This window comes from Halomonas sp. HK25 (assembly GCF_047795635.1).
Lineage (GTDB): Bacteria > Pseudomonadota > Gammaproteobacteria > Pseudomonadales > Halomonadaceae > Halomonas.
Window position 1 is genome coordinate 4,207,106 of record NZ_CP181044.1, and the last position, 21,629, is coordinate 4,228,734.

A 21,629-nucleotide genomic window follows, 5' to 3' on the forward strand; every position below is an offset into this window, starting at 1 on the left:
GTCAGCCTTGTCGCACAAGGTCCTGCATATCTGCCTCTCCAGCGGCTGGGGCGGACTGGAAATGTATCCGTCGAGGATTATACCCGAGCTGAAGCGGCAGGGGTGGCAGAGCCATGGGCTGGCCCTGGCCGGTTCCCGGGTCGCCGCCAGCTTTCGCGAGGCCGGGGTGGAGCCGCTCGTGATGCCTTCCAGGGGCCGGGCGCTGCTGGTCGTGTGGCGCGTGCTCGCCTATCTGAAGGCCCACGGTATCGGTGTGGTCCACTGCCACAAGTCCAGCGATCTGCGGCTGGGCGCGCTGCTGGCGAGCCTGCGGCCGTCCCTCAGGCTCTTCTTTACCGACCATATGGGTGTCACCCGTCCCAAGAAGGATCTCTACCACCGCTGGGCCTACGGGCGCGTCACGCGTCTCTTCGCCATCAGCGAGGCGACTCGACAGCGCAACCTGGCGGCCTTTCCGCTGCCGCCCGAGCGCATCCGTCGCCTCTACCTGGGCATCGACCCCGCTCCCTATGCGTTGCGCCTCGATGAGCAGGGGCGTGCGGCGTTGCGTGGCGAGCTGGGGATGCCCGAGGGCGCCGTGGCGATCGGTCTGCCGGGGCGGCTGACACCGGGCAAGGGGCAGGAGGTGTGGATCGAGGCCCTCGCTCGCCTGGCCGAGATACGGCCTGACCTGGCCTGGCAGGGCGTGCTGATCGGTGGCCTGACGGCGGAGGAGGGCAGCAACGAGGCCTACGTGGCCCGGCTGAGACAGCGTCTGGCCGAGCTGGGCCTCGAGGCGCTGGTCACCCTGGCCGGTTTTCGCCGCGACCTGCCTCGGCTGTTCGAGGCGCTGGATATCGTCTGCGTGCCCTCGCGCAACGAGGCCTTCGGCCTGACGGTGATCGAGGCCATGGCCGCCGGCAAGGCGGTCATCGGCAGCGACAGCGGGGCAATTCCCGAGCTATTGGACGGCGAGACGGGGCGCCTGGCGGCGCCTAATGATACTTCGGCGTGGGCCGCGGCGCTGGCCGAACTGGCCGACGATGCGGAACTGCGCCAGCGCCTGGGCCAGGCGGCCCGGGCACGGGTACTGGCGGACTTTACCCTGGCGGCCCACGTGGCCAGCCTGATCGAGGAGTACTCGGCTCAGGGTTCCTCGTAGCCCCGCCGGATCGTCGCCATGGCCCCTGGGGCGCCGAACTTCACCAGTGAGCGTTCCAGCCGCGCCAGGTTGCCGGCCTGCCAGTCGCCTTTCGGGCGCCGCCGGCAGCGGTCGAGGTCGATCAGCCAGACGCGTTCCTGGTCATCCACCAGCAGGTTGCGGGCGTTGAGGTCCACGTGGTCGAGGCCGGCGTCGTGGAAGCGGCGGATCGTCCGGCCGACCTCTTCCAGCAGGGTCCCGTCGGCTCGCTTATCCTCTAGTCGGCTGGCCAGGGCCCGGGCGCCGGAGATCCGTTCGGTGATCAGGGCGGCCTCGTAGGTGAGGCCATGGCGGGTAACGGCGGCGGCCACCGGGCGGGGCACCGGCAGGCCAAGCTCATGGAGTTCGGCGGTCAGGCGCAATTCGCGGAAGGCGCGGGTGCGCGCCAGGCCGGTCCACAGGTAACGGGTCGCGCTGAGCCGGGCGACGAGGCCGCCGCGGCGGTAGGGGCGCAGCACCCACTCGCCGCCGGCGCCGGCATCCAGGAACAGGCTGGCACCGCGGCCGGGGGCCTCGCCGGTCACTCGGCCCTGGCGGCGCCAGTGGTCGGGGTCAAGGAGCCGCGGGCCGGGCGGCGCTTCGGCGGTGGCGTCACATAAACGCTCCGCATCATATAGAATGAAAACCTTTCCCGCTCGACACGTTGCCAACCCCATGAAGCATCCTCTGCCTGCACAACCCCGGCACATCGGCGTGCTGCGACTCTCCGCTCTGGGCGATGTCTGCAACCTGGTACCGACGGTTCGCGCCCTGCAGCGCCAGTGGCCCGAGGCGCGCATCACCTGGATCATCGGCAAGGGCGAATACAGTCTACTGGCCGGCCTCTCCGGGGTCGAGTTCGTGGTCTATGACAAGGCCTCGGGGCTTGCCGGCATGCGCCGGCTCTGGCGAGAGCTGGCCGATACCCGCTTCGACGTGCTGCTGCACATGCAGCAGGCGCTGCGCGCCAGCGTGCTCTCCCTGGGGCTCAAGACCGAGGTGCGGGTGGGCTTCGACAAGGCCCGCGCCAAGGATGCCCAGCACTGGTTCACCCATCGTCAGCTGGCGCCCCATCCCCGGGCCCACGTGCTGGAGTCCTTCCTGGACTTCGCCCGCCTGCTGGGCGTTGAGGACCTCTCCCTCGAGTGGAACATGCCGGTGCCCGACTCGGCCTTCGATGAGGCCCGGGCGCTGACCCATGATGCGCCCTACCTGTTGATGAGCCCCTGCGCCAACCCGCGGCTGCGCAACTTTCGCAACTGGTCCGCCGAGGGCTATGCGGCGGTGATCCAGCACGCCTGGCACCAGCACGGCCTGCCGACCCTGCTCACCGGAGGCGGCAGCACCCAGGAGCGCGAGATGGGCGAGCGCCTCCACGCCCTGTGCGAGCCCGGCTCGGTGATCGACGCCATCGGCGGTACCTCCCTCAAGGGCCTGCTGGCGCTGATCGCACGGGCCCGGGTCGTCATCGCCCCGGACTCGGGCCCCGTCCACATGGCCAATGCCCTGGGCACCCCGGTGGTGGGGCTCTACGCCACCACCAACCCCGACCGCGCCGCCCCCTACCGCTGGCGGGAGTTCGTGGTCGACCGTTACCCCGACGCCGTAGGCACCTACCTGCACAAGCCCCTGGAGGAGATCCCCTGGGGACAGCGGGTGCGCCACCCCGATGCCATGTCGCTGATCCACGCCGAGGATGTCATCGAGCGCCTGGAGGCGGTGCTCGACCAGACCGCCGCGACCCACCCGGAAAGGGAGCTTCCCGACGATGAAACTTGATCTGACCGCCCTGGAGCACTCACGCCTGCTGGTGGTGGGCGACGTCATGCTCGACCGCTACTGGCACGGCGGCACCTCGCGCATCTCCCCCGAGGCGCCGGTGCCGGTGGTGCGGGTCGAGCAGAGCGAGGATCGGCCCGGCGGGGCCGCCAACGTGGCGCTCAACATCGCCTCCCTGGGAGCCCGGGCCGCCCTGGCCGGGCTGGTCGGCGACGACGACAACGCCGACCGCCTGGTCGCTCGCCTGGAGAGCGCCGGAGTGGGCGCTCACTTCGCCCGCAGTCCCGGTATCCCGACCATCACCAAGCTGCGGGTGATGAGCCGCAACCAGCAGCTGATCCGTCTCGACTTCGAGGAGGAGCTCGGCGAGGTGGATACCTCGGACCTGCTGGTGCGGGTCGAGGCGGCACTGCCTGAGGCGGACCTGGTGATCCTCTCCGACTATGGCAAAGGGACCCTGAACCGGGTCGAGGAGCTGATCCGCCTGGTGCGGGCCAGCGGCAAGCGTGTGCTGGTGGATCCCAAGGGCAGCGACTTCTCCCGCTATCGCGGGGCCAGCGTGATCACCCCCAACCTCACCGAGTTCGAGGCGGTGGTGGGCCACTGCCGCGACGACGCCGAGCTGGCCAGGCGAGGCGAGGCGCTGCGTGCCGAACTGGAACTCGAGGCGCTGCTGATCACCCGCAGCGAGAAGGGCATGACCCTGATCCGCGAGGGGCACGAGCCGCTGCATCTGCCGACCCGGGCCCGGGAGGTCTATGACGTCACCGGCGCCGGCGATACCGTGATCGGCGTGCTGGGGCTGGCGCTGGCCGCCGGCCACGCCTTCCCCGAGGCGATGACCCTGGCCAACCTGGCCGCCGGCCTGGTGGTGGCCAAGCAGGGCACCGCGACCCTCTCCATCGCCGAGCTCTACACCGCCCTGCAGGGCGACAAGCTGGCCGAGTTCGGGGTCATCGAGGAGACCCCGCTGATCGAGGCGGTGCGCGCCGCCCAGGCCCGCGGCGAGCGGGTGGTGATGACCAACGGCTGCTTCGACATCCTCCATGCCGGCCACGTGGCCTACCTGGAACAGGCCCGCAAGCTGGGCGACCGGCTGATCGTGGCGGTCAACGACGATCCCTCCATCGCCCGCCTCAAGGGCCCCAAGCGGCCCATCAACCCCCTGGCCCGTCGCATGCAGGTGCTGGCGGGCCTGGGCGCCGTGGACTGGGTAGTGCCCTTCGCCGAGGACACCCCCCAGCGGCTGATCGAGGCGGTGCTGCCCGATGTGCTGGTCAAGGGCGGTGACTACCACCCCGAGCAGATCGCCGGTGGCCAGGCGGTGCGCGAGGCGGGCGGCGAGGTCAGGGTGCTGGGCTTCGAGGATGGCGTCTCCACCACGGCGATGATCTCCACCATCCTCGACCGCGAGGCCTGATGGGCTGGCCCCGGGGCCTCTACTCGGCGGCGCTGCTGGCCCTGGCGCCGCTGATCTGGCGGCGTATCCGCCGTGAGCATGCGCTCACTCACCCCCGCGAGCTGCGCCTGGGCCGGATTCCCGAGACACCGCCCGGCGAACCCATGCTGTGGCTGCACTGCGCCTCGGTGGGTGAGGTGCTGGCGGCCCGTCCGCTGATCGAGGCACTGCTCGAGCGCTACCCGGGGCACCGCCTCACCCTCACCACCATGACCGCCACCGGGGCGGAACGCGCCCTGGCCCTGGCGGAAGCGCGAGACGACGAGCGCCTCGTTCATCACTTCGTGCCGCTGGACTTCCCCGCCGCCGCGGCGCGCTTCGTCGAGCGGCTGCGGCCACAGCTGGCGCTGTTCTTCGAGACCGAACTGTGGCCCAACCTGCTCCACGCCTGCCGGCGTCGCGGCGTGCCGGTGGCGGTGGTCAATGGCCGCCTCTCGCCGCGGGCCTGCCGCGGCTATCGGCGGCTGCGCCCGCTGCTGCGCGAGGCGCTGGCCTGCGTCGACTGGCTGGCGGCCAAGTCCCCGGCCGACGCCGAGCGCTTCGAGTGGCTTGGCATGGCGCCCGAGCGCACCGCCGTGGTGGGCTCGCTCAAGTTCGATATTGCCCCTGATGACGGTGCCTTCGCGGTAAGTCAGCGCTTGCGCACCCGCCTGGGCGAGCGCCCGGTGTGGGTGGCCGGCTCCACCCACGAGGGCGAGGAGGCGGCGCTGCTGGCCGCCCATATCCGGCTGCGCGAGAGCCATCTCGAGACCCGTTTCAAGCCCTGTCCCGACGCGCTGCTGGTGCTGGTGCCGCGCCATCCCCAGCGCTTCGATGCCGTGGCGGCGCTGTGCGAGCAGGCGGGAATGAGTGTGGCGCGTCGCTCTCGCGGCGAGTGGCCGCAGGCCGCCACGGCCGTCTACCTGGGCGACACCATGGGGGAGCTGCTGGCGCTCTACGGCGCGGCGGATCTGGCCTTCGTTGGCGGCAGCCTGGTGCCGATCGGCGGCCACAACCTGCTGGAGCCGGCGGCGCTGGGGGTGCCGGTGCTCACCGGACCCGAACTTGCCAACTTCGAGGAGGTGGCCGAGGTGCTGCGCGAGGCCGGTGCCCTGGTGGAGGTGGCCGACGAGGCGAGGCTGGCCGCCGCCCTGGCGGAACTCTTCGCCGACCCCGCCGAGCGGCGCCGCCTGGGCGTGGCGGGCCGAGCCGTGGTGGTGGCCAACCGGGGGGCGCTTGAGCGTACCCTGGACGGCCTGGCGCGGCTTCTGCCGACGAAGTGAGGACTCACTTCGTCGGCGAATGGTGTCAGGCGCGGGTGAGGCGTTCCACGCCCTGCTCGGCACCCAGCAGCAGCACGTCGGCGCCGCGGGCGGCGAACAGGCCATTGGTGACCACCCCGACGATGGCGTTGATTCTGGCCTCCATGGCCACCGGGTCGTCGATCATGAACTCGAAGCAGTCGATGATCTGGTTGCCGTTGTCGGTGACCACCCCCTCGCGGTAGACCGGGTCGGCGCCCAGCTTGACCAGCTCACGGGCCACGTAGGAGCGCGCCATGGGGATCACCTCTACCGGCAGCGGGAACTCGCCCAGCCGTTCGACTCGCTTGGAGGCGTCGGCGATGCAGATGAACCTGTCGGCGCAGGCCGCGACGATCTTCTCCCGGGTGAGGGCCGCGCCGCCGCCCTTGATCATGTGCAAGTGAGCGTTCACTTCATCGGCGCCGTCGATATAGAAGGGCACGGTGCCCACGCTGTTGAGCTCGAACACCTCGACACCGTGGCCGCGCAGCCGCTCGGCGCTGGCCTCGGAGCTGGCCACGGCCCCCTTGAAGTCGTCGCGCAGCCTGGCCAGTCGATCGATGAACCGATTGGCGGTGGAGCCGGTACCGATGCCGAGCACGGTGTCGCGCTCGAGCCAGGGCTTGATCTCGTCGATGGCGGCTGCGGCCACGGCGTCCTTCAGCTGATCCTGGGATAGGCCGTCCTGGGTCATGGGTTGCTCTCCGGTGGTTGCAGGTTGGGACATTATGATGGGGCAGTAAACCGGCGCCATTATAGGCCAGCCGGGCCCGTCTGCCGATGTTGCCCGCTGGACGCCATGCCGGCCGGGATGCTACCAATAGGGGTTCTCTGCGGCGCAGCAAAGGGCGCCGCGGCCCCTCGCGCCACGCCTCTGGGATATCAGGATGCTCGAAGCTACCGTCAAGAAGATTCTCCAGGCCCGGGTCTACGAAGCCGCCCGGGAAACGCCGATCTCCCCGGCCCCCTTCCTCTCCCGCCGCTTCAACAACACCATCCTGATCAAGCGCGAGGATCTCCAGCCGGTCTACTCCTTCAAGATTCGCGGGGCCTACAACAAGATGGCCCAGCTTAGTGAGACCGAAAAGGCCAAGGGTGTCATCGCGGCGTCTGCCGGCAACCATGCCCAGGGCCTGGCCATGGCGGCCAAGCTGATGGGTGTCAAGGCCGTGATCGTGATGCCGCGCATCACGCCGGAGATCAAGGTCCAGGCGGTGCGCGCACGCGGGGCGAAGGTGGTGCTCAAGGGCGATGCCTTCGCTGCGGCCGCCGAGCACGCCCAGGAGCTGATCAAGGAGCACGGTTACACCTATATCCCCCCCTTTGACGATATCGACGTCATCGCCGGCCAGGGCACGGTGGCCGTGGAGATCCTTCGCCAGCACGCGGGCCGCCTGGATGCCATCTTCGTGCCGGTGGGCGGCGGTGGGCTGATCGCCGGGGTGGCGGCCTATGTGAAGTACCTGCGCCCGGACATCAAGGTGATCGGTGTCGAATCCGAGGACAGCGCCTGCCTCAAGGCGGCCATGGAGGCGGGCAAGCGGGTCACCCTGGAGCAGGTCGGGGTGTTCGCCGAGGGCGTGGCGGTGGCGCAGATCGGCAAGGTGCCCTTCTCCATCATCCGTGACCTGATCGACGATGTGATCACCGTCAACACCGACGAGATGTGTGCCGCGGTGAAGGATATCTTCGAGGATACCCGGGCGGTCGCGGAGACCTCCGGTGCGCTGTCGCTGGCGGGTCTCAAGAAGTACATCCAGCAGACCGGCGCCGAAGGACAGACTCTGCTGTGCATCAACTCCGGCGCCAACACCAACTTCGATCGTCTGCAGCACATCGCCGAGCGCACCGAACTGGGCGAGCAGCGCGAGGCGATCATCGCCGTGACCATTCCCGAGAAGCCGGGCAGCTTCAAGAAGTTCTGCAAGATCATCGGCAAGCGCATGGTCACCGAGTTCAACTACCGCTACGCGGACCCGGAGAACGCCCATATCTTCGTCGGCGTCCAGGTCAAGCCGGGAGGCGAGGATCGCCAGGCGGTGATCGACCGGCTGAGGGAGGCCGACTATCCGGTGGAGGACCTCACCGACAATGAGCTGGCCAAGCTGCATATCCGTCACCTGGGCGGTGGTCGCCCCAGGGAGCACTTCGACGAGGAGGTCTACCGCTTCGAGTTTCCGGAACGCCCGGGGGCGCTGATGAACTTCCTCACCCACCTGCCTCACGACTGGAACATCTCGCTGTTCCATTACCGCAACCATGGGGCCGCCTACGGCCGGGTGCTGGTGGGCATGCAGATCCCCAACGGCGACCGCTCCCACGTCGAGGAGCACTTCGACGAGATCGGCTATCGCTACTGGAAGGAAACCGACAACGCCGCCTATCGACTGTTCATGGCTTGATCGGCCTTCCCGGGCGGGGTAAGCGCTGACTCGCGCCGTGCGCCCCGCCTGCCGTGTGTTTCAGTCTGTAAGCGTTGGGGAGGGGTGGTTGTCGAGAACCGGGAATGGCCCTATAGTCTCGGCCAGTTCTCCCCCCCTACGGAGTCGATGATGAAGCGCAAGCCCGATCTGGTCATGGCACTGGTACTGCTGTTCGGTATCGGCGTGGTGGCAACCGGTTACGCCCAGGCGCTGGCGGGCAGTTGAGCCAGGAACTGCGGCCGACAGCACCATGATCAGAGACCGACAGCAAACGGGGCGATGCCGAGAGGCATCGCCCCGTTTGCGTGGGAGTCGTGGCGGGCGAAGGTGTCAGGGACGCACGACCCGGGCATCGCTGACGATGGCATCCAGCGGTACGTCCCAGGGCTCCACCGGCAGCGCCTCGACCCGCTGACACTCGTGGGCCAGGCCGATCAGCCGTGGCCGAGGGCCGGGCCGGCGCGTGAAAGCCAGGCTGCGGTCGTAGAAGCCGCCGCCCATGCCCATGCGCTGACCCTGTTCGTCGAAGCCCACCAGGGGCAGCAGAATGAGGTCCAGGGCCCAGGCGGGCAGGCGTCGGGCGCGATGGGCGCCATGGCGCGTTTCGGGCTCCGGGATGCCGAAGCGGTTGGTTGCCATGGGCGTATCGGCGTGATAGTGGACGAACCACAGCCGGTTGCGGGAAAGCGGCCGGAGCACCGGAAGGTGGACGCGGGCGCTGCGACGGCGCAGCCAGTCGATCAGCGGTGTGGGATCGATCTCGCCGTCGTTGGGCAGGTAGAGCGCGACGCGCCGGGCGCGCTGGACGTCGGGCAGGCGACGCAGCTGGCGGCACAGGCGTTCGCTGGCTTCCTGTCGCTGTTGTGGAGTCAGGGCGCGGCGGCGTCGACGCAGCTCGCGACGCAGGGCCTGACGAGAGCCGTCGAAGGCATCGAGAAAGAGGGGTGCGGCGAATGTCGTCATGAGGTGGGTCATGGCAGACGAGGTTCCCCAGAGTGCCGCTGTCGTTCTGGCCCTTGAACCCAGTGGTTCAAGGTGGGTGGCCGCAGCCGAACCGTCAGGCTTTCCGACGCGCGGACATGCACACGGGTCCGGCTAGCATATGGCCCCCTGGGTACTGCGCATAGGCTCGAGGGACGATAACGACTGGCAAACACCCCAGGGAACCTCTTCATCCTAACAGAGCCATTCGGCCCGTCCAACGGATTATGCCGGGGCGGGGCGTGCTCGCAGGGAAACCGTTCGTGGCATTCAGCGCTGGGGCGTATCGGCCAGGGCGCGTTCCAGGCGGGTGCTGAGAGCGTCCAGGCTGCTTTCTCCTGCGCGCTTAGCGTCCAGTGCCTCGAGCAGCTCGTGGGTAATGTTGAGAGCCGCCATGATGGCGATGCGCTCGGTGCCCAGCAGGTTGTTCTGGGCGTGGATGCCGCCCATGGCGCGATCCAGGTAGCGGGCGGCGCGCTCCAGCTTGTCCTGCTCGTCGGGCGGGCAGGCAATGACATAGTTACGCCCCAGCAGGGTAATTTCGGTGGTCGGACGCGAGGCGTCGGTCATCGGAAGACTCCGGGTCGGCCTGCCGGGAGCGCTGCCGCGCGCCCCGGTGGCCTGATGCGTTAACATCCATGGCAGGAAAGGTTTCGGACCTCACTATAAGAGAGCCCTTCCGGGGCGGTCAACGCGCCGCCCTCGGTGAGGCCCTTTCATGCCCGCACCCGTCACGGATCTTCTCATGTCACTGATCAACGAACGCCAGGACTTCTCCACCATCGCCGACCTCTTTCTGCTTCATGGCAGCATGCAGTCGCCGGCCTTCCTCGATGGCCGCCTGTGCGCCGGCCTGGCCATGCATGACCTCTCCGCCGAGGCATGGCTCGAGGAGGTCTGCCTGGCGCTGGGCGTCGAGCAGCCCCGCGATGAGCCCTCCGCCGAGCGCCTGCTGGGCTGGCGGCGCCAGGCCCTGGACGCCCTCGCCGGCAGCGAACTCGGCTTCGAACCGCTGCTGCCCGACGACCTCTTCTCCCTGGCCGAGCGCGCTCAGGGGCTCCAGGAGTGGACCCTGGGGTTCCTGGAGGTGGTGCGGGATACCGGCGAGGTCCCCCGTGAGGCCTGGTCGCCTGCCCTGCGCGAAGCCCTGGACGATCTGGAGGGGGTCGCCGCCATGGAGGTCGAACTCGAGGAGAGCGCCGAGAACGAGGGCGATCTGTTCGCGCTCACCGAACATGTGCGCATGGCCGCCATGCTGCTCTACACCGAACAGCACCCCGGCCGGCCCCAGGTCGAGGACGCCGGGAACGATACCCGCCACTGACGCTGTCCCAGTTGCAGCTTATCCCCAGTCCCAGACTCATTCAGAGGAGCCTCCATGCTGCCCGAGATCCTGCCCCGCCCTGTCCCCATCAGCAACGACGAGTATCTGGCCCGGCGTCTGGCGCTGATGGCGGCGCTGCCCGCGGATAGCGCCGTGCTGCTGCCCGGCGCCTCGCTGGTTACCCGCTCCCGGGACAGCGAGTTTCCCTTCCGCCAGGACAGCGACTTCCACTACCTGACCGGCTTCCCGGAGCCCGACGCCCTGCTGTTACTGCTACCCGGGCGGCACGAAGGCGAGAGCGTGCTGTTCTGTCAGGATCGCAACCCGTTGATGGAGGCCTGGACCGGCATCCGGCTGGGGGCCGAAGGGGCCGTTCGCGAGCACGGGGTGGACCAGGCCTTCGAGAATGCCGCGCGCGACGAGTGTCTCGAGGGGCTGCTGGACGGCCGGCGGACCCTCTACCTGCCCCTGGACAGCCCCGAGGCCATGGCCATCGCCGAGGAGGTGCGCGCCGCCCTGATGGCCAAGGCGCGCCGTGGCGCCCGCCCCCCGGAGGCGCTGGCCGATGTGGCGTCGCTGCTCCATGAGGCGCGCCTGATCAAGAGCGAGCCCGAGCTGGCGGTGCTGCGCCATGCGGCCGAGATCTCCGCCAGGGCCCATGTGCGGGCCATGCGGGCGGCTCGCCCGGGGCTTGCCGAGTATCACCTCCAGGCCGAACTGGAGCACGAGTTCCGCTGGCAGGGCGGCAGTGGTCCAGCCTACGCCAGCATCGTCGGTGGCGGCGCCAATGCCTGTGTGCTGCACTACATCGAGAATCGCGGTCTACTGAGAGACGGCGATCTGGTGCTGATCGACGCCGGGGCCGAGTTCGATCTCTATGCCGGGGATATCACCCGCACCTTCCCGGTGAACGGCCGCTTCAGCGAGGCCCAGCGGGCTCTCTACGCTCTGGTGCTGGAGGTTCAGGAGCGGACCGTGGCCGCGATCAAGCCCGGTGTGACCCTGATCGAACTCCATGAAGGCGTGGTGCGCGGTCTCACCGAGGGGCTGATCGGCCTGGGGCTGCTCGACGGCGAGGTCCAGGCACGCATCGATGACGAGAGCTATCGTCGCTTCTACCTGCACTCCACCTCCCACTGGCTGGGGCTGGATGTCCATGACGTGGGTGCCTTCCGCCAGGAGGGTGAGCCGCGCCCCCTGGCGCCGGGGATGGTGCTGACCGTGGAGCCGGGTCTCTATATTCCCGCCGATGACGATATCCCCGAGGCCTTCCGTGGGATCGGGATCCGCATCGAGGACGACGTGGTGGTAACGGTCCGGGGGCACGAGGTGCTCACGGCCGGAGTGCCCAAGCGGATGGAGGAAATAGAGGCGGTGATGGCTACCAGCTGATCGTGCTTTCTATCGCCGACATTGCCGTTATGTAATTTACATTACGAAATATCCTGTTCGGAGATGCCGTGATCGAACCCCAATCCCCCCCCCGAACTCCCGATCCAGAGGCCGCATCGGCCAGCCCCAAGGCCTCGCAGCGCGTGGATGTCGCCATCATCGGCGGCGGCCTGGTGGGGGCCAGCCTGGCCTGTGCCCTGATGCCGCTGATCGAGCGGGCCGGCCTTTCGGTGGCGGTGATCGAGGCCGCCCCCCTCCTCGAGATGGTCGACGCGCCCTTCCAGCCCAGCTTCGACGCCCGGGCCAGTGCCATTGCCCAGGGGTCGGCGGACCACTTCGCCGACATGGAGCTATGGCAGGCCATGGCCGAGCATGCCACCCCGATTCGACGCATCCATATCAGCGAGCGTGGCCGCTTCGGCGCGACTCGGCTCGCCAGCAACGAGCTGGGGGTGGCGGCCCTGGGGCACGTGATTCCCAATGCCTGGATGGGCCGGGTGCTGCACCGTCGACTGGCCGAGCTGCCGATTGCCTGGCACTGCCCGGCCAGGGTGGAGGAGGTCGTGCCGGTGGCAGGCGGCCACCGGCTTACCCTCTCCGATGGGGGGCGCCTCGAGGCCGGGCTCACCGTGCTGGCCGACGGCGGCCGCTCCGGGATCAAGGAGCGGCTCGGCATCGAGAGCGACAGCCATCCCTATGATCAGGTGGCATTGATCGCCAGTGTAGAGCTGAGCCGACCCCATGACGGCGAGGCCTGGGAACGCTTCACCACCGAGGGACCCATCGCCCTGCTGCCGCTGCGCGGCCAGGCCATGGAGCTGGTCTGGACGCACCCCCTGGGGGCGGAGCAGCGTCGACTGGCGCTCAGCGACGGTGATTTCCTGGCCGAGCTGCAGCGAGCCTTCGGGGACCGCGCCGGCCGCTTTCGCCGGGTAGGCAGCCGCCATGCCTATCCGCTCAGACTCGTCACCGCCCGCGAGACTACCCGCCCTGGCCTGGCGGTGCTGGGCAACGCGGCCCATTCGCTGCACCCGGTGGCGGGTCAGGGCTTCAATCTGGCGCTGCGCGGCGTGATGGACCTGGTGGCCGCCATGCAGGCCGGCCGGGAGCGCGGCGAGGCGCCGGGCAGCGCGGGCGTGCTGGCCGACTTCGACGCGCGCCGCCACGCCGATCGCCACAACGTGATCCGCTTCAGCGATGGCCTGGTGCGCCTGTTCGGCATCGACAGCGCGCTGCTCTCCCATGCCCGAGCGGCGGGGCTGATCGGCCTCAACCTGGCCGGCCCGCTGCGTAGAGGCCTGGCCCGCCGGGCCATGGGTCTGGAGCGGTAGAGGGAAAACATGATGAGGAAGCGACCATGAGTGCAGCGAACACGCAGCGGCCGATGGCAGAGGCCGCAGAGCGGCGCGGCAGCGACGAGCGGTCGGCGGCCTTCGAGGAGCGCGCCGAGGTGGTGATCGTCGGGGCCGGCATGGTCGGGGCGGCGCTGGCCTGCCTGCTGGGTGAGGCGGGCGTCGAGGTGGCCCTGGTGGATGCCCGCGCGTCGCTGCTGGAACCCGAGGTGGTGGGTCGCGGACAGCCCGGCATGCGGGTCAGCGCCCTGACGCCGGTCTCCCAGCGACTGCTGGAGCGGTTGGGTGCCTGGGAGTGGATGGCGGCCCGTCGCATCAGCCCCTACCGCTTCATGCAGGTGTGGGACGCCCAGGGCAGCGGTGAGGTGTGCTTCTCCGCCGAACAGGCCGGGGTGGCGAAGCTGGGTCATATCGTCGAGAACGACGTGACCCAGGCCGCCCTGGAGCGGCGCCTGGTGGCGCTGCCGTCGGTGCGGCTGGTGCTGGGCGCCCGGGTGACCGGTCTGACGGACACCGATGGGGAGCGATGCGTGTGCCTGGCGGATGGCCGTCGGCTGCTGGCGCCCCTGGTGGTGGCCGCCGACGGGGCGCGTTCGCCGCTGCGCGAGCTCGCCGGCATCGAGACCCGCCAGCGCGACACGGGCCACCGTGCAGTGGTGACCACGGTGAAGGTCGCGCGGCCCCACGGCGATGTCGCCCGCCAGGCCTTCCTGCCCACCGGTCCGCTGGCCTTCCTGCCGCTGCGCCTGGACGGCGAGCGTCACCACTGCTCCATCGTCTGGTCCACCTCGCCGGAGGAGGCCGAGCGCCTGCAGGCGCTATCGGCCGAGGCGCTGGGCGATGAGCTGGCCGGGGCCATCGACCATCGCCTCGGCGAGGTGACGGTGCTGGACAGGGCGGTGGCCTTCCCGCTGGTGCAGCGCCATGCGCAGCGCTATGTACTGCCGGGCCTGGCGCTGGTCGGGGATGCCGCCCACAGCATTCATCCGCTGGCTGGCCAGGGCGTGAACCTGGGGCTGATGGATGCGGCCGTGCTGGCCGAGGAGCTGCTGGCGGCGCGGAGGCGGGGGATAGCGCTGGGTGACGAACGCTGGCTGGCCCGCTACACGCGGCGCCGGCGCGGTGACAACGCCGGCATGCTGGCGCTGATGGATGGCTTTCGCCTGCTGTTTGGCTCGCGCCACCCGGGGCTGACGCTGGCACGTAACCTGGGGCTGGGGGCCGTGGACAGGCTCACCCCGCTCAAGCGCCTGATAATGCAGCAGGCGATCGGACGACGTGGGCGGCTTCCGGCCTCCTGTCGCTGACGCCGGCCTAGCGCCGGCTCAGCACATTGAGCGCCTTGAGCAGGTTGAGTGCCTCGCCGAGCTGGTAGTCCTCGCGAAGACGTTCACTCAGCTCGGCGCGCTCCCTCGGGGCTTCCCGGGAACGCAGGTGCCCCTCCAGGTCCGCCTCGCGCACCTGGAGGCCGCTCTCGGTCACCTCCACCCGGCCGCGCACCACCTCCACATCGGGCTCGATACCCTGGGCCTGGATGGAGCGGCCGTTGGGGGTGTAGTAGAGCGCCGTGGTGAGCTTGAGCCCCTCGCCGTTGCCCAGCGGCATGATCTGCTGCACCGAGCCCTTGCCGAAGCTCTCGGTGCCCATCACTACCGCGCGACGCTGGTCCTGCAGGGCGCCGGCGACGATCTCCGCCCCCGAGGCGCTGCCGCCGTTGATCAGCACCACCAGGGGGACCTCCGGTGCGGCGGTTTGGGAGGTGGCGCTGAACTGCATTTCAGTGTCCGCCAGGCGCCCCTCGGTGTAGACGATCAGGCCATCGTCGAGGAAGGCATCGGCCACGCCTACCGCCGCCTGTAGCACTCCGCCCGGGTTGTTGCGCAGGTCGAGCACCAGGCCGCTCAGCGGCGCATCACGCTCCAGGCGGCGGAGTTGCTCGCCGACCTGGTCGCCGGTGCGACTCTGGAACTGGCTGATCCGCAGGTAGCCGTAGCCCGGTTCCAGCAGTTCGCTGCGCACGCTCTCGGTGCGGATCACCTCGCGGGTCAGGGTGACGGTGCGCGGCGAGCTTTCGCCGCGACGCAGGACGGTCAGCTCGATACGAGTGCCCGGCTCGCCGCGCATCAGGTTGACTGCCTCCTGCAGCGACAGGCGCTCGGTGGGCGTGTCGTCGATGCGCAGGATCTGGTCGCGGGCCTCGAGCCCGGCGCGGGAGGCCGGGGTGTCATCGATGGGGGTGATTACCGTCAGCTGGCCGTCCTCCAGCCCCACCTCGATGCCGATCCCGCCGAACTCGCCCTGGGTCGACTCGCGCAGGCTCTGGAACTCGTCGCGGTCCAGGTAGGCGGAGTGGGGATCGAGCTCGCTGAGCATGCCGCGCATGGCGTTGCGCAGCAGGGTGGCGTCGCCCACCTCCTCCACGTAGGCGCGTTTTATGCGCTCGAACACCTCGGCGAAGGTCTGGATCTCCTCCACCGGCAGGTCGTCATTCACCGCGCTGAGGGCGGGAAGGGGGAGCGCCAGAAGGGCGACGGGCAGCAGGGAGGCCAGCAGGCGTCGCGGCAAAAGGGCGAGGCCGGCCCTGCCAGGCATGGGAAGCGCTGGGGTCATGCGATCTCCGCTGTTCCGGGACGGTGAAGGTCCAGCATAGCCCGCCGGCCCCGGGCAGGGAAATAGCGTGCCGATTAGCGCGAGGCGATCCAGGACTGCGGATCGATGGGATCGCCACCGCGCCGCACCTCGAAGTAGAGCGCCGGGCGATGGTGGCCGCCGCTGGTGCCCACCGCTCCCAGCACGTCATCGCGAGAGACCGCCTGGCCCACCTGCACGCCGAAGTGCTGCAGGTGGGCGTACAGGGTCATCACCTGGTCGCCGTGGTCGACGATCAGCAGGTTGCCGAAGCCGCGCATCCAGTCGGCGAAGACCACACGGCCGGCGTGCACGGCCCGAATCGGCGTGCCCTCGGTGGCCTGGATCAGGATGCCGTTGCGATGCACGCCGTCGCCGGCCCGGAAGCGAGAGGCGACGCTGCCCTGCACCGGCCAGGGCAGGTCGCCACGAGTCTGCTCGATGGCGGTGGAGGGAGGGGGGCGATCGAGCCGGGCCAGCTCCTCCTGTACCTGGCGCAGCACCTGCTCGGCCTGGGCGCGGTCTTGCTCCAGCTCCGCCAGGCGGGCCTGCTCGCTGGCGTAGCGGCCGTCGAGTTCGGCCACTAGTTCGGCGCGCTCACGCATCTGGCCGGCCAGGTCTTGGGAGCGGGCGGCGAGCTCCACGGCCAGGGCGTCCAGACGCTCGCCGCGGGCCTCGAGCTCGCCGCGGGTCTCGCTCAGGGCGGCATCCAGTCGGGCCAGTTCATCGAGGCGCGCGTTGCGGGCCCGGGCCAGCTGATTGAGGTAGTGCTGCAGGCGGTCGAGCCGGGCGGGGTCGTCCTGATTGAGCAGCAGCTTGAGCTGGGGACTTCGGCCCAAGCGGTAGAGGGCGTCGAGCTGGATGTTCAGGGCGGCGACCTGATCGGCGCGCTCCGCTTCCAGCAGGTCGCGACGTCGTTCCAGGGTAACGATCTCGTCGCCGAGCTCGCTCCGCTCGCCTTGCAGGACGTCGAGGCGGCGGTGGGTCTCGGCCAGGGCCGTCTCCACCCGGCGCAGCCCCTGGCTGGCTTCCGTCTGCGCCTCTCGCGTGGTAGAGAGGCGCCGCGCGGCGCCCTGGATCTCGCTGCCGATGGCGTCGAGCTGCTCCCGCGCCGCCCGCTCGCTGGGCTGGGCGGCCAGCGGCGCGGCCAGGCAGATCGCCAGCAGCGCTGCAGCGAATCCGCCTGCCCGCTGGGGCAGGCGGCGTGGGCTTGCCATCGGCGGACCGGCCCTGTTCAGGAGGCGGGTCAGGACGCCGCGTCGAAGTCGATCAGCACCCGTCCGGTCATCTCCCCGGGCACCGGCTGGTCCATCAGGGTGAGAAGGGTCGGGGCGATATCGCACAGGCTGCCGTCTTCCTGCAGCCGGGCCGGGCGCGGGCCCACGTAGATCAGCGGTACCTCGAAGGTGGTGTGGGCGGTCTGGGGGTTGCCGGTGTCGGGATTGACCATCTGTTCGGCGTTGCCGTGGTCGGCGGTGACCAGGCAGGCACCCCCCACCTTCTCGATCGCCTCCACCACGCGACCCACGCAGCCGTCCACTGTCTCGATGGCCTTCATCGCGGCGTCGAAGTCGCCGGTGTGGCCAACCATGTCGCCGTTGGCGTAGTTGCAGACGATCAGGTCGTAGTCGCCGGACTCGATGGCCGCGACCAGCCTGTCGGTGACCTCGACGGCGCTCATCTCCGGCTTCTCGTCGTAGGTCCTGACCTCCTGGGGAGAGGGCACCAGAATCCGTGTCTCGCCTTCGTATTCGGCCTCGCGGCCGCCGGAGAAGAAGAAGGTGACGTGGGCGTACTTCTCGGTCTCGGCGATGCGCAGCTGGGTCAGGCCGCGCTGTTCCATCACCTCGCCCAGGGTGTGGGTCAGTTCGGACGGAGGGAAGGCCGAGGGCGCGGGAATATCGGCGGCGTACTGGGTCAGCATCACCAGGCCGTCGCCGGCGAGCCGCGGGCAGGCGCGACGCGCGAAGCCGCCGAAGGCGTCCTCGACGAAGGCGCGGGTCAGCTCCCGGGCGCGGTCGGCGCGGAAGTTCATGAAGATGGCGGCGTCGCCGTCCTCCAGCACCACCGGGGTGCCGGTGGGGCGAATACTGGTGGCGGCAACGAACTCGTCGGTCTCGCCCCGCTCGTAGGCGGCGCGCAGGCCCTCCTCGGCGCTCACCGCCTCGAACTCGCCGACGCCCTCGGTGAGCAGGCGATAGGCCTTCTCGACGCGATCCCAGCGATTGTCGCGATCCATGGCGTAGTAGCGGCCGATGATCGAGGCGACGAAGCCGTTGTCGGCACCGACCAGCTCGGAGAGGCGCTGGTTGGCCCGCTCGATGGAGGCCAGGGCGCTCTTGGGCGGCATGTCGCGACCGTCGAGGAAACCGTGGACGTAGATGCGCTGTGCGCCGCGGCGAGCGGCCAGTTCGGCCATGGCGACGAAGTGGTCGTCATGGCTGTGTACGCCGCCCGGAGAGAGCAGCCCCAGCAGGTGTACCGCGCGGCCCGCCGCCACGGCGGCATCGATGGGAGCGGTCAGGGCGGCAATGATGTCCAGATCGCCGTCCTCGACCGCCTTGGTGATGCGGGTGAAGTCCTGATAGACGACGCGCCCGGCGCCGAGGTTCATGTGGCCCACCTCGGAGTTGCCCATCTGGCCCTCCGGCAGCCCCACATGGCGGCCATCGGTGTGGATCAGGGTCGCCGGATGCTCCTGCTGCAGGCGGTCCATCACCGGGGTGCGGGCGGCCAGCACGGCGTTGTGGGCGGCATCGGGGTTGTGGCCGTAGCCGTCCAGGATGATCAGGGCGACAGGGCGTGGCGTGCTCTGGCTGGCGGGGTGGGGCATGGGGCTGTCCTCGAAGCGTTGCTGGCGACATCTCAGTGCCCTGGACGGCGTGCAGCGAAGGGGCTGCGCCGGGGAAGCTGCCCCGAGGGGCGGCCGAGAAGAGGGCGGGGTCGCGGCAGATGGTGGATTGCGGCATGATATCGCATGGCGCCGCCGGGCGTCATTGCCGGCCGCAGCCGCCGGCACGTCGTGTATACTGATCGCCGTTCATTCGGCGGGCCCGCATGGCCCCGGCCTTTCCCTTCGTGCACCGAGACAAGAGTTATCTGGACCCATGATCGATCAGCTGTTTGAATTCATGCAGAACCACCCGTTGCTGGTGGGCGCCTTCCTGTTGGTGCTGACCGCCTGGATCCTCTACGAGGTCCGCAACAGCAGCGCCAACGGCGTGACCTCGAGCGAGGCCACCCAGCTGATCAACCGCGAGGATGCCGTGGTGGTGGATACCCGCGATGCCGACGCCTTCAAGGCCGGCCATATCGCCGGGGCCCGCCACATCCCCCAGAGCCGCATCGACGAGCGCCAGGGTGAGCTCCAGAAGGTCAAGGAGAAGCCGATCATCGTGGTCTGCAAGTCCGGCCAGACGTCGGGGATGACCGTGGCCAAGCTGGCCAAGGCCGGCTACCCTCGCGTGCTCAAGCTCAAGGGCGGCATGATGCAGTGGCAGGCCGACGGCCTGCCGGTCGTGCGCAAGTAACCTTGATTGATCGCTTCACATTCGTTCATCGAGTCAAAGGACCTTTCCCATGGCGGAAGAGAACAACCAGAGCGCCGCTGCCGGCAACCCGGCGGCCGGCCAGCAGGACAAGCCCCAGCTGCAGTTTTCGGTGCAGCGCATCTACGTCAAGGACATCTCCTTCGAGGCGCCCAACTCGCCGGCGGTCTTCCAGCAGCCCTTCAAGCCCAAGGTCGGCCTGGACCTCAACACCTCCAGCCAGCAGGTAGGCGAGGGTCTCTATGAGGTGGTGATCAAGGTGACCGCCCAGGTGACCCACAGCGAGGAGGGCACCACCTCCTTCCTGGCCGAGATCGAGCAGGCGGGCCTGTTCCGCATCGCCGGCATCGAGGGCGCCCAGCTGGATCACACCCTGGGCGCCTTCTGCCCCAACGTGCTCTTTCCCTACGCCCGTGAGTGCGTCGACAACCTGGTCAACCGCGGTGGCTTCCCGCCCCTGATGCTGGCGCCGGTCAACTTCGAGGCGATCTACGCCCAGAAGAAGAAGCGCGAGGCCGAGCAGGCCCAGCAGCCGGGCACCCAGACCACCCAGTAAGGGCACTGCGATGGCCCCGAAGTGATGATCAAGCCCGAGTTAATGATCAAGAGAGCACCGCGCATCCACGTCGCCGCCGACTTCATCGTCGGCGGCGACGTCGTTCTGCCCGAGGGGCCGGCCCGCCATGTGGCGCGAGTGCTGCGTCTGGGCGAGGGGGCGCCGCTGCGCCTGTTCGACGGCAGGGGGCTCGAAGCCAGTGCCGTGCTGGTGGAGGCTTCCCGCAAGCGGGTGGTGGCGCGCATCGAGTCCGTTGAATCGGGCGGCGGCGAGTCGCCGCTGGCCGTGCATCTGGGCCAGGCGATCTCCAAGGGTGATCGCATGGACTATGCCATCCAGAAGGCCGTCGAGCTGGGGGTGGCGGCCATCACGCCGCTCTTCACCGAGCACGGCGACGTGCGCCTCAAGGGCGAGCGCGAGGCGAAGAAGCTCGCCCACTGGCAGGCGGTGGCCGCCAGCGCCTGCGAGCAGTGCGGCCGTGCTCGGGTGCCGCCGGTGCACCCGCCCCTGGCGCTAGCCGACTGGCTGGCCGAGCGCGACGAGGCGCTGCGCCTGGTGCTGCACCCGGCCACCGGTTCCGAGGCTCAGGCCGTGCTGGCGCACGAGGCCGCCCCGGCCAGCGTGGCTCTGCTGATCGGCCCCGAAGGGGGCCTGGCCGAGGCCGAGGTGGCGTCGGCCCGAGCCCAGGACTTTGCGCCGCTCTCGCTGGGGCCGCGCATCCTGCGCACCGAGACCGCCCCGGTGGTAGCGCTGAGCCTGCTGCAGTACCGCTTCGGCGACCTTTGAGTTTCGGCCACCCTTGAGCGTCGGCCACCTTCGAGAGTAACCCCGCCATGTCCGATTCCCGCGACCGCCATATCCCACGACCCGCCGCCGGCCGGCGCTATCGCGCGCCGCGCACCGCCGTGGGCGAGGTGGCCTACCTGGAGGTGGTCACCGTCAACGAGACCGGCGCCTTCCTCGACTGGGGGCATCCCAAGGACCTACTGCTGCCCTTTGGCGAGCAGCGCTTCCGCCCCAGCGTGGGCAAGCGGGTGCTGGTGAGGATCTACCAGGACCAGCAGGGCCGGCCGGTGGCCTCCCAGAAACTCGATCGGTTTGTGTCCGATGAGGCCGATGGCCTTGCGGCAGGCGATGAGGTGACCCTGGTGATCGCCGAGCAGACCGACCTCGGCCTCAAGGCGGTGGTCGACCATCGCTGCTGGGGGCTGCTCTATCGCGACGACATCACCCGACCGCTGCGCCGCGGCCAGCGCCTGACCGGCTACGTGAAGCGCCTGCGCGAGGATGGCCGCCTGGACCTCTCGCTGCTGCCGCCGGGGTCGGCGCGCCTGGACGTGGTGGGCGAGACGGTGCTCAAGGCGCTGCGCGAGAGCGGTGGCTACCTGCCACTGGGCGACAAGAGCGACGCCGCTGAGATCAAGGCGCGTCTGGGGGTGAGCAAGAACGCCTTCAAGCAGGCCATCGGGCGGCTCTACAAGCAGCGCCTGATCACCCTGGAAGCGACCGGCATTCGGCTGGCGCCGGGCGGCGCGTCGGACACCGAGTAGCCGGCATATCACCGCTCAAGGCTGTTCCGGCGGCAGGTCCCGGAGCGCCGGACCGTCGAGGGGGCGCTGTGAACCCCTCCCTGGGCGCTACCGATGCCATCCCTGGCATAGGACCCCCTCTACGACCTGTCCCCGGCGCCTCTCGCGTAGAGCGCAGGCTAACTGCCTTGGTAGCGCCAGCACCCCTGCGGCATA

At 69.5% G+C, this 21,629-nt stretch carries 20 protein-coding genes and 1 other RNA gene; 13 read left to right on the forward strand and 8 right to left on the reverse strand.

The genetic code is table 11. The annotated features are described in order from the left end of the window. Nucleotides 1-7 precede the first annotated feature (7 nt). A complete protein-coding gene (locus tag ACM26W_RS19770) occupies nucleotides 8-1,141 on the forward strand; it encodes a glycosyltransferase family 4 protein (protein WP_416138663.1) in 1,134 nt (377 codons plus the stop codon). Here the strand turns inward: ACM26W_RS19770 and ACM26W_RS19775 are convergent. Continuing rightward, nucleotides 1,126-1,836 (reverse strand): 3-deoxy-D-manno-octulosonic acid kinase, encoded by a 711-nt coding sequence (locus ACM26W_RS19775; protein WP_416138664.1) that lies wholly within the window; start codon nucleotides 1,834-1,836, stop codon nucleotides 1,126-1,128. The two genes, ACM26W_RS19770 and ACM26W_RS19775, sit on opposite strands and share 16 nt — an antisense overlap. Here ACM26W_RS19775 and ACM26W_RS19780 point away from each other — a divergent pair. Genes ACM26W_RS19780 through waaA form a run of 3 tightly spaced genes read left to right on the forward strand, consistent with a single transcriptional unit; the run spans nucleotide 1,835 to nucleotide 5,659 of the window. Further along, a complete protein-coding gene (locus tag ACM26W_RS19780) occupies nucleotides 1,835-2,938 on the forward strand; it encodes a glycosyltransferase family 9 protein (RefSeq protein ID WP_416138665.1) in 1,104 nt (367 codons plus the stop codon). The two genes, ACM26W_RS19775 and ACM26W_RS19780, sit on opposite strands and share 2 nt — an antisense overlap. Next, nucleotides 2,928-4,358 (forward strand): bifunctional D-glycero-beta-D-manno-heptose-7-phosphate kinase/D-glycero-beta-D-manno-heptose 1-phosphate adenylyltransferase HldE, encoded by a 1,431-nt coding sequence (hldE, locus tag ACM26W_RS19785; RefSeq protein WP_416138666.1) that lies wholly within the window; start codon nucleotides 2,928-2,930, stop codon nucleotides 4,356-4,358. Before ACM26W_RS19780 ends, hldE begins: the two co-directional genes overlap by 11 nt. Then, the gene (gene waaA / locus ACM26W_RS19790) at nucleotides 4,358-5,659 is read left to right on the forward strand and encodes a lipid IV(A) 3-deoxy-D-manno-octulosonic acid transferase (RefSeq protein ID WP_416138667.1); all 1,302 of its coding nucleotides are present in this window, start codon (nucleotides 4,358-4,360) and stop codon (nucleotides 5,657-5,659) included. The genes hldE and waaA overlap by 1 nt, the downstream gene beginning before the upstream one ends. A gap of 25 nt (nucleotides 5,660-5,684) precedes the next feature. On the opposite strand, the gene rpiA is transcribed toward waaA, so the two are convergent. Then, nucleotides 5,685-6,374 (reverse strand): ribose-5-phosphate isomerase RpiA, encoded by a 690-nt coding sequence (gene rpiA / locus ACM26W_RS19795; RefSeq protein ID WP_416138668.1) that lies wholly within the window; start codon nucleotides 6,372-6,374, stop codon nucleotides 5,685-5,687. Nucleotides 6,375-6,567: 193 nt separating this feature from the next. On the opposite strand from rpiA, the gene ilvA reads away from it, so the two are divergent. Next, nucleotides 6,568-8,082: a threonine ammonia-lyase, biosynthetic gene (gene ilvA / locus ACM26W_RS19800; RefSeq protein WP_416138669.1), complete on the forward strand. Its 1,515-nt coding sequence runs from the start codon at nucleotides 6,568-6,570 to the stop codon at nucleotides 8,080-8,082. 351 nt (nucleotides 8,083-8,433) lie between these two features. On the opposite strand, the gene ACM26W_RS19805 is transcribed toward ilvA, so the two are convergent. The 3 genes from ACM26W_RS19805 to ACM26W_RS19815 all read right to left on the reverse strand — a co-directional run bounded on the left by ACM26W_RS19805 (nucleotide 8,434) and on the right by ACM26W_RS19815 (nucleotide 9,654). Continuing rightward, nucleotides 8,434-9,066 carry a 5-formyltetrahydrofolate cyclo-ligase gene (locus ACM26W_RS19805; protein ID WP_416138670.1) on the reverse strand — a complete coding sequence of 211 codons (633 nt, stop codon included), beginning with the start codon at nucleotides 9,064-9,066 and terminating at the stop codon, nucleotides 8,434-8,436. Nucleotides 9,067-9,086: 20 nt separating this feature from the next. Beyond that, nucleotides 9,087-9,271: non-coding RNA, 6S RNA (gene ssrS, locus ACM26W_RS19810), on the reverse strand. Between the two features lie 83 nt (nucleotides 9,272-9,354). Beyond that, nucleotides 9,355-9,654, reverse strand: a complete 300-nt coding sequence (locus ACM26W_RS19815; RefSeq protein WP_416138671.1) for a cell division protein ZapA — start codon at nucleotides 9,652-9,654, stop codon at nucleotides 9,355-9,357. A gap of 175 nt (nucleotides 9,655-9,829) precedes the next feature. Between ACM26W_RS19815 and ACM26W_RS19820 the strand changes: the two genes are divergently transcribed. The 4 genes from ACM26W_RS19820 to ACM26W_RS19835 all read left to right on the forward strand — a co-directional run bounded on the left by ACM26W_RS19820 (nucleotide 9,830) and on the right by ACM26W_RS19835 (nucleotide 14,459). After that, nucleotides 9,830-10,408 (forward strand): UPF0149 family protein, encoded by a 579-nt coding sequence (locus ACM26W_RS19820; RefSeq protein WP_416138672.1) that lies wholly within the window; start codon nucleotides 9,830-9,832, stop codon nucleotides 10,406-10,408. Nucleotides 10,409-10,462: 54 nt separating this feature from the next. Then, nucleotides 10,463-11,800 (forward strand): Xaa-Pro aminopeptidase, encoded by a 1,338-nt coding sequence (gene pepP, locus ACM26W_RS19825; protein ID WP_416138673.1) that lies wholly within the window; start codon nucleotides 10,463-10,465, stop codon nucleotides 11,798-11,800. 143 nt (nucleotides 11,801-11,943) lie between these two features. Beyond that, a complete protein-coding gene (ubiH, locus tag ACM26W_RS19830) occupies nucleotides 11,944-13,131 on the forward strand; it encodes a 2-octaprenyl-6-methoxyphenyl hydroxylase (protein WP_416140929.1) in 1,188 nt (395 codons plus the stop codon). Nucleotides 13,132-13,184: 53 nt separating this feature from the next. Further along, nucleotides 13,185-14,459 carry a UbiH/UbiF/VisC/COQ6 family ubiquinone biosynthesis hydroxylase gene (locus ACM26W_RS19835; protein WP_416140930.1) on the forward strand — a complete coding sequence of 425 codons (1,275 nt, stop codon included), beginning with the start codon at nucleotides 13,185-13,187 and terminating at the stop codon, nucleotides 14,457-14,459. A gap of 7 nt (nucleotides 14,460-14,466) precedes the next feature. Here ACM26W_RS19835 and ACM26W_RS19840 read toward each other — a convergent pair whose 3' ends face one another. From ACM26W_RS19840 to gpmI, 3 genes are all read right to left on the reverse strand, one after another. Further along, a complete protein-coding gene (locus ACM26W_RS19840) occupies nucleotides 14,467-15,762 on the reverse strand; it encodes a S41 family peptidase (protein WP_416138674.1) in 1,296 nt (431 codons plus the stop codon). 74 nt (nucleotides 15,763-15,836) lie between these two features. Then, entirely contained in the window at nucleotides 15,837-16,997 is a 1,161-nt protein-coding gene (locus tag ACM26W_RS19845) for a murein hydrolase activator EnvC family protein (protein ID WP_416138675.1), read from the reverse strand. Between the two features lie 29 nt (nucleotides 16,998-17,026). Beyond that, nucleotides 17,027-18,613: a 2,3-bisphosphoglycerate-independent phosphoglycerate mutase gene (gpmI, locus tag ACM26W_RS19850; protein WP_416138676.1), complete on the reverse strand. Its 1,587-nt coding sequence runs from the start codon at nucleotides 18,611-18,613 to the stop codon at nucleotides 17,027-17,029. 274 nt (nucleotides 18,614-18,887) lie between these two features. Here gpmI and ACM26W_RS19855 point away from each other — a divergent pair, with 274 nt between their 5' ends. The 4 genes from ACM26W_RS19855 to ACM26W_RS19870 are packed head-to-tail and all read left to right on the forward strand — an operon-like array spanning nucleotide 18,888 to nucleotide 21,434. Further along, a complete protein-coding gene (locus tag ACM26W_RS19855) occupies nucleotides 18,888-19,310 on the forward strand; it encodes a rhodanese-like domain-containing protein (RefSeq protein ID WP_416138677.1) in 423 nt (140 codons plus the stop codon). Nucleotides 19,311-19,359: 49 nt separating this feature from the next. Further along, nucleotides 19,360-19,884, forward strand: a complete 525-nt coding sequence (gene secB, locus ACM26W_RS19860; RefSeq protein WP_416138678.1) for a protein-export chaperone SecB — start codon at nucleotides 19,360-19,362, stop codon at nucleotides 19,882-19,884. Nucleotides 19,885-19,926: 42 nt separating this feature from the next. Next, complete coding sequence (locus tag ACM26W_RS19865) at nucleotides 19,927-20,670, forward strand: 16S rRNA (uracil(1498)-N(3))-methyltransferase (RefSeq protein WP_416138679.1); 744 nt, start codon at nucleotides 19,927-19,929, stop codon at nucleotides 20,668-20,670. 47 nt (nucleotides 20,671-20,717) lie between these two features. Then, complete coding sequence (locus tag ACM26W_RS19870) at nucleotides 20,718-21,434, forward strand: S1 RNA-binding domain-containing protein (protein ID WP_416138680.1); 717 nt, start codon at nucleotides 20,718-20,720, stop codon at nucleotides 21,432-21,434. Nucleotides 21,435-21,629: the final 195 nt, after the last annotated feature.

What these genes read in the sequence shown, in the direction of transcription:
- ACM26W_RS19855 (WP_416138677.1), top strand. Translation starts at nt 18,888, where the DNA reads ATGATCGATCAGCTGTTTGAATTCATGCAGAACCACCCGTTGCTGGTG.
- ACM26W_RS19870 (WP_416138680.1), top strand. Translation starts at nt 20,718, where the DNA reads ATGTCCGATTCCCGCGACCGCCATATCCCACGACCCGCCGCCGGCCGG.
- ACM26W_RS19835 (WP_416140930.1), top strand. Translation starts at nt 13,185, where the DNA reads ATGGCAGAGGCCGCAGAGCGGCGCGGCAGCGACGAGCGGTCGGCGGCC.
- ACM26W_RS19865 (WP_416138679.1), top strand. Translation starts at nt 19,927, where the DNA reads ATGATCAAGAGAGCACCGCGCATCCACGTCGCCGCCGACTTCATCGTC.
- ACM26W_RS19775 (WP_416138664.1), bottom strand. Translation starts at nt 1,836, where the DNA reads ATGGGGTTGGCAACGTGTCGAGCGGGAAAGGTTTTCATTCTATATGAT.
- rpiA (WP_416138668.1), bottom strand. Translation starts at nt 6,374, where the DNA reads ATGACCCAGGACGGCCTATCCCAGGATCAGCTGAAGGACGCCGTGGCC.
- ACM26W_RS19840 (WP_416138674.1), bottom strand. Translation starts at nt 15,762, where the DNA reads ATGACCCCAGCGCTTCCCATGCCTGGCAGGGCCGGCCTCGCCCTTTTG.
- gpmI (WP_416138676.1), bottom strand. Translation starts at nt 18,613, where the DNA reads ATGCCCCACCCCGCCAGCCAGAGCACGCCACGCCCTGTCGCCCTGATC.
- ACM26W_RS19780 (WP_416138665.1), top strand. Translation starts at nt 1,835, where the DNA reads ATGAAGCATCCTCTGCCTGCACAACCCCGGCACATCGGCGTGCTGCGA.
- ACM26W_RS19820 (WP_416138672.1), top strand. Translation starts at nt 9,830, where the DNA reads ATGTCACTGATCAACGAACGCCAGGACTTCTCCACCATCGCCGACCTC.
- secB (WP_416138678.1), top strand. Translation starts at nt 19,360, where the DNA reads ATGGCGGAAGAGAACAACCAGAGCGCCGCTGCCGGCAACCCGGCGGCC.
- waaA (WP_416138667.1), top strand. Translation starts at nt 4,358, where the DNA reads ATGGGCTGGCCCCGGGGCCTCTACTCGGCGGCGCTGCTGGCCCTGGCG.
- pepP (WP_416138673.1), top strand. Translation starts at nt 10,463, where the DNA reads ATGCTGCCCGAGATCCTGCCCCGCCCTGTCCCCATCAGCAACGACGAG.
- ilvA (WP_416138669.1), top strand. Translation starts at nt 6,568, where the DNA reads ATGCTCGAAGCTACCGTCAAGAAGATTCTCCAGGCCCGGGTCTACGAA.
- ACM26W_RS19815 (WP_416138671.1), bottom strand. Translation starts at nt 9,654, where the DNA reads ATGACCGACGCCTCGCGTCCGACCACCGAAATTACCCTGCTGGGGCGT.
- ACM26W_RS19805 (WP_416138670.1), bottom strand. Translation starts at nt 9,066, where the DNA reads ATGACGACATTCGCCGCACCCCTCTTTCTCGATGCCTTCGACGGCTCT.
- ACM26W_RS19845 (WP_416138675.1), bottom strand. Translation starts at nt 16,997, where the DNA reads ATGGCAAGCCCACGCCGCCTGCCCCAGCGGGCAGGCGGATTCGCTGCA.
- hldE (WP_416138666.1), top strand. Translation starts at nt 2,928, where the DNA reads ATGAAACTTGATCTGACCGCCCTGGAGCACTCACGCCTGCTGGTGGTG.